General features: G+C 52.3%; 8 protein-coding genes. All 8 read left to right on the top strand.

Going from position 1 to position 14100, the window contains the following annotated elements; genetic code table 11:
* Positions 1-60 precede the first annotated feature (60 nt).
* The 8 genes from BLW29_RS06255 (at position 61) to BLW29_RS06220 (ending at position 13912) form a co-directional block, all read left to right on the top strand.
* Positions 61-1797: a sensor histidine kinase gene (locus BLW29_RS06255; RefSeq protein ID WP_090977380.1), complete on the top strand. Its 1737-nt coding sequence runs from the start codon at positions 61-63 to the stop codon at positions 1795-1797.
* Complete coding sequence (locus BLW29_RS06250; protein ID WP_177186506.1) at positions 1790-3382, top strand: response regulator transcription factor; 1593 nt, start codon at positions 1790-1792, stop codon at positions 3380-3382. The genes BLW29_RS06255 and BLW29_RS06250 overlap by 8 nt, the downstream gene beginning before the upstream one ends.
* A 187-nt stretch (positions 3383-3569) precedes the next feature.
* Positions 3570-7457 carry a sugar-binding protein gene (locus BLW29_RS06245; protein WP_177186505.1) on the top strand — a complete coding sequence of 1296 codons (3888 nt, stop codon included), beginning with the start codon at positions 3570-3572 and terminating at the stop codon, positions 7455-7457.
* Between the two features lie 101 nt (positions 7458-7558).
* Positions 7559-9562, top strand: a complete 2004-nt coding sequence (locus BLW29_RS06240; protein WP_090977374.1) for a hypothetical protein — start codon at positions 7559-7561, stop codon at positions 9560-9562.
* 363 nt (positions 9563-9925) lie between these two features.
* A complete protein-coding gene (locus BLW29_RS31345) occupies positions 9926-10258 on the top strand; it encodes a hypothetical protein (protein WP_090977372.1) in 333 nt (110 codons plus the stop codon).
* Between the two features lie 59 nt (positions 10259-10317).
* Positions 10318-11304, top strand: a complete 987-nt coding sequence (locus BLW29_RS06230; RefSeq protein WP_256208401.1) for an ABC transporter permease — start codon at positions 10318-10320, stop codon at positions 11302-11304.
* A gap of 13 nt (positions 11305-11317) precedes the next feature.
* The gene (locus tag BLW29_RS06225) at positions 11318-12238 is read left to right on the top strand and encodes a carbohydrate ABC transporter permease (protein ID WP_090977370.1); all 921 of its coding nucleotides are present in this window, start codon (positions 11318-11320) and stop codon (positions 12236-12238) included.
* A 78-nt stretch (positions 12239-12316) separates the two neighbouring features.
* On the top strand, positions 12317-13912 hold the full coding sequence (locus tag BLW29_RS06220) for an ABC transporter substrate-binding protein (protein ID WP_256208400.1): 1596 nt from the start codon (positions 12317-12319) through the stop codon (positions 13910-13912).
* The last annotated feature ends 188 nt before the right edge of the window (positions 13913-14100 follow it).

Here is a 14100-nt window from a genome sequence, read left to right as displayed (position 1 = left end):
TCGCGCTGTGTGAGATAATCGAATGTACCCAACTCCATCCACTGTAAAGGATCGATTCCGATGAAAGTATTCCAGTCGCTCCAATTTAAACTGATAATCGGCATATTCGCGGTGCTTGTCCCACTTGTGGCCTATCATCTCTATACGAATTTCTATGCGATTCATGTCGTACGAGAGAAAGTAGCGTCCTCCAATAATGATTTGGTCGACTTGTTCATGCAGAGCAAGGTGGATCAGGTGCTTGAGGATACGAGCAAATATTTGCTGACGAGAGCTGCCAGCGATCCTGACGTGCTGTCTTTGAATCTATTCTCGGACAGTGACGGGGAGTATCAGATGCGCAAGGCGCGCATCATTAATCGGCTGCGCGATGATCTCGTGCTGTACAGTACCATCAATACGTTCTTCGTCTATTCTCGGGGCGGGCAGGATTTAACCGTAACGGATGGCAACTATAAAGATTTCGGTGAGCTGGCCAACTGGCTGGACAAAAGCAGCGTGAACGACAATGCCGGCTGGACGGTATTGCACAATGGTCGGGGATACGGATTGTTCACTGCCGTTCATGCTTCTCCGGACGTCATGCTCGGCGCCTGGATAGATGTGAAGAGCCTGCTTGTCCCATTCCGACAATTGAACCTCGGGGGAGGCGGGGAGGCAATGGTACTCGGAGCGAATGGCGAGCCGCTAACCTCATCCTCCTTAACGGATGCCGGATTGGACGATCTTCGCCCTCGCTTGGATCTGCTTGACGATTCCTATGCCGTGCTGGACCAGCCGGAGGGAAAGAAGCTGGCTGTCGGAACGAAATCCGCGCTGTCGGATATTCGTATCGTTGTACTCGTTCCAGAGCGAAGCCTGCTTCAGAGATTGACCTTCTTCATACGGGCGGCATGGATCATTCCGATCTTCGCCATATTGGTGTTAGGCTTGTATGTTCTGCTGCTCAGGCGAGTGTTGTTCATGCCGCTTAGCGACTTGATGCGCGGTATGCGGCGAATCATTCAAGGGGATTTGAATTTCAGGTTGGCCGAAGATAAGACAAGCGAGCTGTCGTTCTTGTCGTCTACTTACAATCATATGGCCGATCAGATCAAGCAGCTTCGGATCGGCATTTACGAACAGGAGCTTCGCGTCAAACAAGCGGAGCTGAAGCATTTGCAGGTCCAGATTAACCCCCATTTCTATTTAAACAGCCTTCATATCATATACAGCTTGGCAACGTTGAAGTTGTATGGGAACGTGCAGAAGATGGCGTTATACTTAGCGGACTACTTTAAATTCACAATAAGAACAAACCGCTCGCATGTGACATTGAACGAAGAAATGAAGCATATTCGCAATTATTTGGAAATCCAGAAGCTGAGATATCCCGATATGCTGGATTTTGAGATCGACATCCCGGCACCGTGGGGAGAGGCATCCATCCCGGCACTGTCGATTCAGCCCTTCGTCGAGAACGCCATCGTTCATGGCATGCGAATGGAAGGCGAATCGTTCTTTGTTCGCATGGTTGCGGAAGCGCTTCCTAATGATCCCGAGCGATTCGTCGTTGTCATCGCCGATAACGGAGAAGGGTTTCCGGCCGAGCAGCTATCGAAGCTTGCTTCAGGAAGCTATATGGAGGAAGCGGACGGCAGCCATATTGGCATCTGGAATGTCATTCATCGGCTGCAGCTGTATTTCGGCGACAAGGCGTCAGCGCATTTCGCGAACGGCGATCCGCATGGCGCGATCGTTCGACTGACCTTGCCTTACAACTTGGGGACGGACGGAGGAGGCAATGAGCATGTTTAATCTATTGATCGTGGATGATGAGAAATACTCGGTTGCCGGCATCACGCAGGGCATTGATTGGACAGACGTACCTATCGACAACATCTACGAGGCTTACAGCGCTAAGCAAGCGAAGGAGCTGATGAACCGAGTGAACGTCGATCTGCTGATCTCCGACATCGAGATGCCGGGCGACAACGGAATCCAGCTGCTTGAATGGACGCGCGAGCAATTTCCCGAGACGGAAACGATCTTCCTGACCGGTCATGCCAGCTTCAGCTATGCCCAGCAGGCGGTGCATCTCGGAAGCTATGAATATATCGTGAAGCCGATCGATTATGAGGAGCTAAAGCAAGTAGTCGTTAAGGCTCTGAAGGAGATCAGGGAGAAACGAGAAGCCAAACAATATCAGGAAACGTATCGTCGTTATCACGATCGATGGGTGCAGCAGAAGCCTCTGCTTATTGAACGCTTCTGGCAGGATCTCTTGAGCCGGCGCATCTCTTCATCGCCGGACACGATTGACGAAGCGATTCATCTCTATAATTTGCCGCTGTCCGCTCATCAAACGGTACTCCCCATTCTAATTAGCGTGGAACAGTGGAACAAAGAGCTCGATACGCGGGATGAAGAGATCATGGAGTATGCCATTCGGAATTCGGCTGCGGAAATCTTGCTTGCGGATAGCCGAGGCGTGGTGCTGCAAGACAGATCCGGTGTTAATGTTGCCCTGCTCTATGACGGCGTATATGATGATGCAGGCTTGGAGCGTTTAAGGGATCGCTGCAGGAGCATGCTCGAAGCGGCTAAGCGGTATTTCTACTGCGAGGTTTCTTGTTATATCGGAGAAGGGACAGAGCTTTGCCGACTTCCGGGTTCCTATCAAACCTTATTGGAGCAGGAACAAGATAATGTGGCGGAGTCGAACGACGTGTTTATGTGGTCGGAAACGGCGGGGAGAACGGCACAGCAGGTGATTCCTTTTGCACCTGTCGATGATTGGCTGGTACTCTTCGAAGCGGGAAACAAACAGGAGCTTCTGCGTCGATTAGACGATACGGTTAAGGCTATGAGAGAACGGGAAGCGACAGCGGATATGGTGGATATGCTGACGACCTCGATCAAGCATTTGCTCTATCGTTCGTTCCATCGCCAAGGATTGCCGATCCACAGCGGATATGCCGCGAGAGTCGGGATAAGGTCGTTGTCTCAGTTCCAGGCTTGGGCGAAGCAAACGCTGGAGGAGGCATTCGAGGTTTATCACGGTCAGGTGCCGGACACGCGGGCGGTTATCGATAGGATCCATCAGTTCGTGGCGCTGCATCTCATGGATGAAGAGTTGAAGCGGGAAGATATCGCGAAGCATGTTTATCTTAATCCGGCCTATTTGTCCCGATTGTACAAGAAAGAAACGGGTATCGCTTTATCCGACTACATCATGCATATTCGAGTAGAGAAGTCGAAATCGTTATTGTCGGACACGGATCGTAAGGTATCCGATATTGCCGAAGCGGTCGGTTACACGAATTTATCTCACTTCGCCAAGATTTTCCGCAAAATCGTCGGCATTGGCCCTAAGGAATACCGGCAAAAGTTTAATAAATAGCTGTCCTAAACCTCCGATGACGGCATCGGAGGTTTTTTGCATCGCAAACTTGCCGACGAAGTAACGGAAACGTCGGAATTGTCACCGCACATCGTAGAGAAACCGCTTCCAAACACGATAGTATTCAGGATGACATCGATAAACGGTGTGGTTATGAATGGATATGGAGGATGGAGGAGGAAGCGAATTGGGGAAGCAAGTGAAGGCAGTGAAGGCAGGAATACTTATCAAATGGTTGATGGCACTCGTTGTAGCGGTTCCGTTATGGATGCCAAATCAAGGCGCGTCTGCTGCAGAAACGGCCGGGACATGGACGAATAGCTTCGATCCCGATGTGTTTACGGGCTGGGGGTTATGGGCCGGCGAAGGCAGCTCGGTTAAACAAGAAAGCGTGAACGGCGTGTCCGGCAAGGCGGTGCGCATCGACTACGATCGCTCGTCGCTTGGTTGGGGGCTGGTTGCGCACGCAGAGCTGCCAGCGGAGTGGCAGCTGGACGACGGCATGAAGACGATCCAGTTCTATGCCAAAGGCGACGGGGAAGAGCAGACTTTCTACGTTGGCGTGGAGGAGAAGGACGGAGGAGACAAGTACCGGAAGCTGGTATCCATCGGGGATAGAGATTGGACCCTCATCACGATTCCGGTATCGGAGCTGACTTATCAGGATGGCGGAGATCAGCATCTCGATTGGGGGAAAGTCAATGCAATCAATATAAGTCCCGAAATGAACCGCTCCGGTCAGCTCACCATTGACGACCTGACCATCGGAGCATTCGAACCTAGCTACACGAACGCCTTCTCGCCGGATTCATTCGGGGATTGGGGATTGTGGGCGGGGGATGGCAGCCAGATTGCAAAAGCGGAGACGGCAGGCGTGGAAGGTGCTGGAGCACGATTCACCTACACGCGTTCGGATGCCGGATGGGGGCTTGTCGCCCACGGAAACCTTCCTGCGGGCTGGAAGCTTGACGGCACGCAGGCGTTGAAGTTCATGATGCGCGGTGACGGGACGACGCGGCATTACTCCGTTGGGGTTGAAGAGAAAGACGGCGGAGATAAGTTCCGATCCGTTATCGAAGTGAAGGGCAATGGTTGGACGCCGGTATCCATCGCGGCATCGGAGCTCTCTTACCAAGATGGCGGCGGTGACGGGAAGCTGGATTGGAAACTAGTCAACGGCCTTAATATTAGTCCGGAGGAGAACGGTTCCGGCTACTGGGAGCTGGATAACTTTTCGTTCTATAAAGGCGGCTTGCTGCCTCCGGTTGTGCGTGAGCCGTCGCTGAAAGTGACGAAGCTGGCCGCATTGAAACCGGGATCGGTATTCGAAGGCAAGAGCGTCAAGATCGAGGCGAAGCTGAGCAACAGCGGCTCCTCACCGACATCGCAAACGCGAAAGCTGAACTATACGGTGAAAGATGCATCGGAGACGAAGGTGCTGACAGGCACGCTTACGATTCCCGTCATCGCTGCAGGAGGAGAAGTGAGCGTGACCGCGTCATTCGCGGCCCCTCGCTATGGCTACTTCACATTCGAAGCGGTCACGGAGGATGATGGGGGCTTAACGTCGGCGTTGACGACTGCATTCGCAACTGTAGCACCGCCTGCCTCGCCTGCGAAGCATTCGCAGTCCGATTCGCGTTCGATGAACGGCTTCTCGACGCATTACGATTATCTTGCGAGTGACGCTCTCCGTCAGCAGGAAGCGGAGCTTATCCGGTTATCGGGCGCTGAGCTTGTCCGTAATGATTTTCTGTGGAATACGATCGAGCCATCGAAGGGGCGCTATGATTGGTCGCTCTATGATCGAATCGTGGCTGCAAACAAGAAGAGCGGCCTTCAAATGATCGGCTTGCTGGCCTATAGCGCGACTTGGGCGAGCACCGCACCGCAGGGGGCCGAGATGTCGGAGCATTACCCGCCTCGTACAGTCGGCGAATACGCAGACTTTGTCTACAAGACGGTAAAACGCTACAAAGATACCGTCCATCTATGGGAGATTTGGAATGAGCCGAATCTCGATGGGTTCTTCAGACCGACGCATTCGGCTGAGGCTTATGTGGAACTGCTGAAGGCCGGATATTTGGCGGCTAAGCGGGCAGATCCTTCCGCGACCGTCGTCATGAGCGGTCTATCGGGAACGGGCGGCAGCTATTTGGATGACATGATCACTCATGGAGCAGTGAATTACACAGACGCGGTCGTTATTCATCCTTATCAGGCAGGAGACCCGGAGGCCGGAAATGCGTTCGTCCACGATATTGCAGGCGTCCAGGCGAAAATGCCGAATAAGCCGGTATGGCTGACAGAGTGGGGCTGGAGAACGGACGAGCAAGGTGCGAATAACCAAGCGCTCTACACGGTGAAGGGGTATCTGCTTGCAGATGCAATGGGCGTACAGAAGAACGCGCTATATTCGTTTAATATCGCTACAGATACGCAATTCGGACTTGCCGATTCCGGCATTGGCGGTGCAGTGAAACCGATCTATCCCGCTGTGGCTGCGATGAACCGGGTGTTGTCGGATCGCGTCTATGTCGGCGACGTCGGGCTTGGCAGCGATGGCGTCACCGCTCTTGCATTCGACCGTCATGGCGTGGACCCTGTTATGGCGCTATGGTCGACGGCTGCCAAGAGCATTCAGCTTGCCTCATCCAAAGCGGTGACCGTATACGATTTCTACGGCAATGCCTCTTCAGTTGCACCAACCAAAGGGAAGGTGACGATAGCGCTGTCCGCACAGCCGATCTATGTGCAAGGAATTGACCTCCGGTCGTACGTTAACCGAGCTGTCCCTAGAACGAAGAAGCTCTCTACAGGAAAGCCTGTCGATGCTGCGGAAGCGTGGATAATGAACAGTCCCTATACGCGGATTGGCAATGCAAAGCTGACGCGCGGCTTCGAGAATTCGTTCTCAGTCGAAGTCTATAACTATAGCAGCCGCAAGATCGCAGGGACTCTGGAGCTGAAAGGCATCCCGAAGAGCTGGTTTACCTCCTCTTCAGCGAAGGGCATGCTTCGCGAGTATGAGGTGAAGCCTTACGCAAGCCAGACAATCACCTTCCAATTGAAGCCGCCGGCATCTGCTGACCTGGGTACGGTCAAAGCGACGATACAGCCGCTTGGATCAAAGCCGGCATTAGCTGCCAAAACCGTTGCGCTCGACGTCGTTCCTAAATTAGCGGTTCAAGTCGATAAGAAGGTCGTTCAACTCACGAATACGACGAACCTTCCTTTGACGGGGACAGTGGTATTGCCTGCTCCCGCAGGCTGGCAGCTGACGATGGGACAGACGGCATTCGAACTAGCGCCGGGAGCTTCTGTATCGCTTCCGTATACGCTTGCTCCGCTTAGCGGCACGAAAGCAATGAGTTCGTTATCCATTGCGGGAAGCGTAAATGTGGGCGGAGAAACGATACCTTTTGGGCAGAAGCTTTATGTAGTGACCGCCTCCCATGTCGCGGTGGCTCCCGTTATCGACGGACTGGTGGAGGATAGCTGGCAATCTGCCGCATCTGCGATTGCGAACGAGCAGGCACAGGTGAGTGCCAATTATCGCGCGAGCTGGCAAGTGAACGATGTTTCTGCGAATGTGAAGCTGATGTGGGACGCGTCGAAACTGTACGTACTTGCGACGGTGAAGGATGAGAAAGCCTTCCAGCCGCAGTCCGGAGGAGCGATGTGGCAGGGGGATTCGCTCCAGCTGGCTTTTGACGCGACCAATGCGGCAGGTGCCGGATACGGTGCGCAGGTATACGAGATGCAGATCGGTAAACCGGATGGAGCAGCTCCGCAGTTATTCAAGGGGATGGGCTTCGCCAAAGGCGGTTTGATGGAGAATGGGGAAATCGCCGTCACCCGGGACGAAGCGAACGGCACGACGCTCTATGAGCTGAGCATTCCGTTTGCCGAGCTTGATGGCTTCGGCGTAGGAGCGGCACTGAAGGCGGCAGGCTTCTCCTTCCTCGTCAACGATAACGATGGCAGCGGCCGTGAAGGGTATATCGAATGGTCTTCCGGCGTGGGAGACGCGAAGAATGCCTCGCAGTTTGGTACGCTCTGGCTCATGAATTAGTTAGGCAGTACGAAGAGGATGTTATGGAGCCTGCAGCTTGCAACTTCAGCAGCGTCCTCCTCTTCTTATAGCTGCATAAATCTATGGGAGCAGGTGAATTAGTGAAGAACACAAGTTGGATGAAAGCAGGGTGGAAATTAGGCATTACGGCAGCGGTGGCACTTACGATGTTATTTCCCGCAGGCGTCAGCTTCGCAGGTACGGCAACGACGATTACGGTGGATACGGCTTCGAATGCGGGAAGCGTCAATCCATTCGCATGGGGCGTCGGGGCACCGGACAAGTATGCTTGGTGGGCAGGCAACACGGCACTGAAGACAAGAATCAGCGATGCGAAGATTAAGCTTGTGCGCGTGAATCCGATTCAGAACATGCTGTATAACGGTAGAGACCCTTATCCATCTGCCGGTACTTTTGCCCTGACGGACATGGATGCGATACTGAATACGATCTACGATGCCGGAGCAGAGCCGCTCTTTGTCATCGCAGGGTTCCCGGCAGGCGTACCGAATACGCGCGATGCAAGCGGCACGATTACGTCCGCTAATTGGACCGAATATGCCAATTTCATGAAAGGCGTAGTGAAGCGATATAACACGGACCATGTGCTCGGGGCTTCGAAGACCATTCGTTATTGGGAGCTTTGGAACGAGCCTACGATCGAAGGAGACGGCAAATTCTCGAGCCAAGCCAATTACAAAACATTTGCGCAGACGGTTGGCAATGCGATGAAAGCACAAGATTCCACCATTAAGCTGATCGGACCGGTAGATGCATGGTCGGATTTAAGCTCAACCGGATATGTATCCTATGCCGCCAAACAATTAGAGAGCCAAATTGATATTTTAAGCTGGCATGACTATGGTCCGGATCCAACGAATTCGGATGCGACGCGCCTTGCATGGACGAAGCCGCACTATCAGGATAATGTGGCAACGGTGAAGTCCGGCGGTGCGGGGGATATCTTCAAAGGGCCATCCGGCAAGCTGTACGGAGCGGCGATAACCGAATATAACATGAGCCACCAAGACGGAGGAAGCACGTATAACGCGAAGTACCACAATTATTTTAATGCTATCTATTCGGCGAGTGCCATTGTGAATGCGATGAAGGGTAACGCGGATATGCTTATGTCCTACAATTTAGCGGAGACCGGCACGAATTTGCTGGGTCTGCTCGATAACACTTCATACAGTCCTTATAAGCCTTACTATGCGTACCATCTGTTCGGCAATCATTTCGGCAACCAGAAGCTGACCGGTACGGGCGGCACGACCAATCTGGAATTTGTCGCCTCGAAAGATACGGCAACCGGTAAAACCTATGTGATTGCGGTGAACAAAGATGCCAGCGTGACCTATGATGCAGCGGTACAATTGCAAAATATTTCGTCTGCTACCGGTACTGTGAACGTATGGAAGCTGGATGCAACAACGAATCCGACTTCCAGCACGTCTCTGGCCTATTCCGGCAGCCAGTTTACGTACTCCATCGCGCCGATGACGGCCGTTGCCTTCGAAGTGACGCCGGGCAGTGGAGGCGGTGGTGGTTCGACTCTGTTTACCAGTGGTTTTGAAAGTGGGGATACAGCGCCAACCTGGCTCGATACATTGGACGGGAGTCTGAACGTTAGCGGTTATACCGCGGGTACGAATCCGGAGTGCTCGCCACGTCTTGAGTCTCCGCATGCGGGCACGGCTGCGCTGATGTTCTCGGGTACGGACAACAGTACGTCGCAGTCCTATGCGAAGTGCAAGGTGTTTGACGTGAACATTGCCATTACGGCATCGACGAAGCTCGGCTACTGGTTGTACCCGCAAGTAGATCGAGCACGGTACGTTGCGGTGGACTTGATCATGACCGATGGCACGACTCTTCGTGACAGCGGGGCCGTCGATTATAACGGGTTCAGCATGCATCCGAATGCGGGGCATGGCGGTGCTATCGCACTGAACGCATGGACGAATATTAAGTCCAACATCGGTACGGTGTTATCCGGCAAGACGATTGACCGGATTATTCTGAATTACGACCGTGCTGCCGACTCGGGACAATATCGCGGCTATGTCGACGATATTGTGATTACGAATGGGACGCTTCCTTGATGCGGTAAAGCCGGGTAGAGCGAAATAGAAAGCCATACAAACCCGAATAGCTGTTCAATAGCTGCCTCGAAAGCGCGCCATGCGACTTTTGAGGCAGTTTTTTATCATTGGGGTTTTCTTCGGTATGAGAAATGTTGCAATTTAAGCAGCATTTTCGGGGGAAATGAGCTTCCGGACGGAAAATGTTGCAGAAAATGCAGCATTTATTTCTCATTTCAGCCCATTGGTGCCATTTCGCTGCCAAATGTTGCATTTCGCGCAACATTTGGCAGAAGTAGTCCATTGTGAGGGGAAAATGTTGCATTTTCTGCAACACTTGTTGGTTAGCCAATAAAGGACAGTGGTGGTGGAGTTGCGGTAGAGGTGGAGGTAGAGGTAGAGGTAGAGGTAGAGATAGAGGTAGAGATAGATGTAGAGGTAGAGGTAGAGGTAGAGGTAGAGGTAGAGGTAGGGGTAGGGGTAGAGGTAGAGGTAGAGGTAGAGGTAGAGGTAGAGGTAGAGGTAGAGGTAGAGGTAGAGGTGGAGGTAGAGGTAGAGGTAGGTGGAAGTAGTGGTGTGGTGGCAGAGACCTTGGTGGTGGCAGACCTAGACCGGCTCAGTTGGAACGTCCAGTCATCCGGACCGTCCAGCCGTGTAACCAAAACGTTCATCATGTCACTTGCATGCGTAGAGGGGGGCAGTGCCGCTCTTCTATAATTCAGATAGAGACGGAGAGTGAGCAGCACCATAGAGAAAGAGAGAAAGCGAGGCCATGAATGATGAAAACCATACCCGCGAAGCTGAACGCCGCCGGCGCAGTCGCCAAGGTCGAAGGAAGGCTGGCCAGACCTAGCCGATTTCGCAGCATAATCCGCTTCCGCATGCTCTACCTGATGATGCTTCCGACGATTGCGCTCGTCATCATCAATAATTACTTGCCGATGTTCGGCATCCTCATCGCGTTCAAGAAGATTAACTACGAGCAGGGGATACTGGGAAGTCCGTGGATCGGCTTCGAGAATTTCAAGTTCCTGTTTGCCACAACGGATGCTTGGAATATTACGCGCAACACCTTGTTGTACAACATTGTTTTTATCGCGACGAACCTGGTGCTTGCCGTTGCGTTTGCACTGATGCTGAACGAAATGCGCAGCCGAGTATTGGCGAAGTTTTTCCAGAGCGCGATGTTCCTGCCTTACTTCCTGTCCGCGGTCGTGATCAGTTATCTCGTGTTCGCCATGCTGGGCGAAGAGCATGGATTCGTCAACAATGTGCTGCTGAAGTCACTTGGCCTTGATCCGATCTCCTGGTACGCCAAGCCGGAAGCATGGCCGATCCTGCTGCCCATCATCAACGCCTGGAAGAACATCGGTTACTTCTCGGTTGTGTACTTGGCCGCCATTGTCGGAATCGATGAGGAGTATTATGAGGCGGCATTGATCGACGGCGCAAGCAAGTGGAAGCAGATGACCAGCATAACCCTTCCGCTGCTGATGCCGGTTATGGTCATCATGACCTTGCTGCAGATCGGGCGAATCTTCTACGCGGACTTCGGATTGTTCTTCCAGGTCACCCTAGACACCGGCGCGTTATATCCGACGACGAACGTAATCGACACTTACGTGTACCGATCATTCATGGTCATGGGCGACATCGGAATGTCCTCCGCGGCAGGCTTGTACCAATCAGCCGTCGGACTTGTACTCGTATTCGCATCCAACTTTATCGTCAAAAAAATCAATCGCGACAACGCGCTGTTCTAAGGAGGCTCCCAAGATGAAAACAACTCGATTACCACATTCGCCTAATGCCATCTCGAAGCGCTCCAATTATATAATCAGCGCGCTGTTCTGGCTCTACACGATTGCATGCGTATTCCCGCTGGTGCTCATTATCGTCGTTTCGTTCACGGACGAAATGTCCATTCTGAAAGACGGCTACCAGCTCTTTCCGAAAGCATTCAGTACCATGGCTTATCAACTGCTGTTCGAAGATTCCGCGCAAATCGTCCGTTCTTACGGCATCTCCTTATTCGTTACGATCATCGGCACGATGCTGAGTCTGCTGCTCACAGCCGCCTTCGCTTACCCCATATCGCGCAAGGAGCTTCCGTACCGCAACAGCTTCACGTTCTTCATCTTCTTCACGATGCTGTTTAACGGAGGGCTTGTTCCGTGGTATCTCGTGTACGTCAAATATCTCCATCTGGGCGACTCGATCTGGGCACTTATCGTGCCGATGCTCGTGCAGCCATTCAATATCCTCATCATGCGCACCTTCTTCCAAACGACGATTCCCGGCGCATTGCTGGAAGCGGCGACGATTGACGGAGCGGGCGAGTTCAAAATTTTCTACAGCATCGTCCTCCCCTTATCCTTGCCGGTCGTTGCGACAATCGCTTTGTTCAATACGCTGATGTACTGGAACGACTGGTTTCTAAGCCTCATCTTTATCAGCGATAACGCAACGGTCAGCGTGCAATATCTCATGTACAAAACGATGTTGAACATCCAATATCTCACTTCCAATGTGCAAGCATCAGAAGCCCTCACTCGCGGAGGGGGAACGCTTCATCTGCCGAGCGAGGCTATCCGCATGGCGATGGCGGTTATCGGCATCGGACCTATTATTCTCGCTTATCCGTTTTTCCAGAGCTATTTTGTAAAAGGCCTCACGATCGGGGCTGTCAAAGGCTGATTCCGGCAAGCTATACTACTGATATTGGTTTGTCCGGTTAGCATAGATTAAGAGTCATCCACTTGGGAGGGTAAACGAATGATTTCGAGAACAAGAAAGAGCTATTCAGCAGTCGCTTTAACCTGCGCGCTTGGTCTGGTATTGACGGGCTGCGGCAGCAATGGCAACAACACCGGCAATAGCAATAACGGGGGAACGACGAAGCAAGAGAACGCAGCCAATACGACGGCAGCTGCCGAAACGAACACGAACACGAATACCGCGGCCGAACCTGCTGCGCCGAAGCTGGAAGAAGCGGATTTGACGCTTTATTATCCGGGATCCCCTCAGAAGGATGAGCAAGAAGTGGAAGCGGCGGTTAACGAGTATTTGAAAGACAAGATCAATGCCAAGCTGGATTTGATGCCGATCGATTGGGGCAGCTGGGACAGCAAAATCAACCTGATGATTTCCTCCTCTCAACCGGCCGATCTTATTTTCACGGCTGCTTGGAACGGATTCACCGTTAATGTCGGCAAAGGCGCATTTCTGGATCTGACCGATCTGATCGACGAGTACGGCAAAGAGATGAAAGCGGTCATGAATCCGGCCTTCCTGAGCGGGTCCAAGGTAAATGGCCGCAATTACGGCATTCCGACGAACAAGGAGCTGGCTGCGACACGCGGTTTGCTGCTGCGCAAAGACATTGTGGAGAAATACGGTTTCGACTTAAGCACCATCCATACGACAGCTGATCTGGAACCGATGCTGAAGACGGTCAAAGAGAAAGAAGCCGACATGACGCCATTCTACGTATCGAGCGACAGCGGTTTGCTGACGAACCTGAATTTCGACACGCTGGGAGACAACTCGGTTCCCGGCGTCCTGCACAAGATCGGCACGGAAACGACGATATTAAACGAACCTTCTACTCCGGAATTCAAAGATGCAGCCGTGCTAAGCCGCAAATGGTACCAAGCAGGCTACATCAACAAAGATGCCGCAACGACGAAGGTTAAACCGGATGAGCTGATGAAAGCAGGCAAAGTATTCAGTTATACGGCTTCTCTGAAGCCGGGTGCAGCAGAAGAAGTCATGCGTTCGGTTGGTGTGCCTTTAGTTCAAGTCGAACTGACAGAGCCGACTACGACAACAGGCGACACGACAGGTTCGATGCTCGCAATCTCCCGTACTTCGAAGAATCCGGAGCGCGCCATGATGCTGATCAACTTGCTGCATACCGACAAAACGCTCAACAACTTGATCAACTACGGCATCGAAGGGAAACACTATGTGAAGGTTGAGGGCTCGGAAGATGTTATCAAATATCCGGATGGCGTTGATGCTACAACTTCGACCTACAGCCCGGGTACGAACTGGCAAATCGGCAATCAATTCCTCAACTTCTTGTTTAATACCGAGAATCCGAAGAAATGGGAAATGTTCAAAACCTTCAACGATTCGGCGAAGCCTTCCATCGCGCTTGGTTTTACCTTCAACAGCGACAGCGTGAAGAGTGAAGTAGCCGCATGTGTTAACGTCTATAAGGAGTACTTCGGCACATTGAATGCAGGGACCGTTGATCCGGACAAATATATTGCGCAATTCCTCGATAAATTGAAAGCTTCCGGCGTGGATAAGATCATTGCCGAGAAACAAAAGCAATTTGACGAGTGGAACAAATCGAAAGGTTAAGTTGTAGTGAGCCGTCCAAGCTTCCTCTTATAGAGGGGCTTGGGCGGCTTTTCTTCGGTAATGCGGTTCTCTCAACATTGCGCTATAAAGGCAGGGAATATATACTACATGGAAAGTGATGAACATCGAAATACATACACAGGCACAGCGCGAAACTTGTATGTGCCCGGCGGGGAAGAAGGCTTAAC

It is taken from the genome of Paenibacillus sp. CF384 (assembly GCF_900106745.1).
Lineage (GTDB): Bacteria > Bacillota > Bacilli > Paenibacillales > Paenibacillaceae > Paenibacillus_Z.
The sequence above is the reverse complement of the archived record's forward strand: the minus strand, read 5'-3'. Positions and strand labels throughout refer to the sequence as shown.

Coding starts and splice junctions, on each gene's coding strand:
- BLW29_RS06220 (WP_256208400.1), top strand. CDS start 12,317: ATGATTTCGAGAACAAGAAAGAGCTATTCAGCAGTCGCTTTAACCTGC.
- BLW29_RS06255 (WP_090977380.1), top strand. CDS start 61: ATGAAAGTATTCCAGTCGCTCCAATTTAAACTGATAATCGGCATATTC.
- BLW29_RS06225 (WP_090977370.1), top strand. CDS start 11,318: ATGAAAACAACTCGATTACCACATTCGCCTAATGCCATCTCGAAGCGC.
- BLW29_RS06250 (WP_177186506.1), top strand. CDS start 1,790: ATGTTTAATCTATTGATCGTGGATGATGAGAAATACTCGGTTGCCGGC.
- BLW29_RS06230 (WP_256208401.1), top strand. CDS start 10,318: ATGATGAAAACCATACCCGCGAAGCTGAACGCCGCCGGCGCAGTCGCC.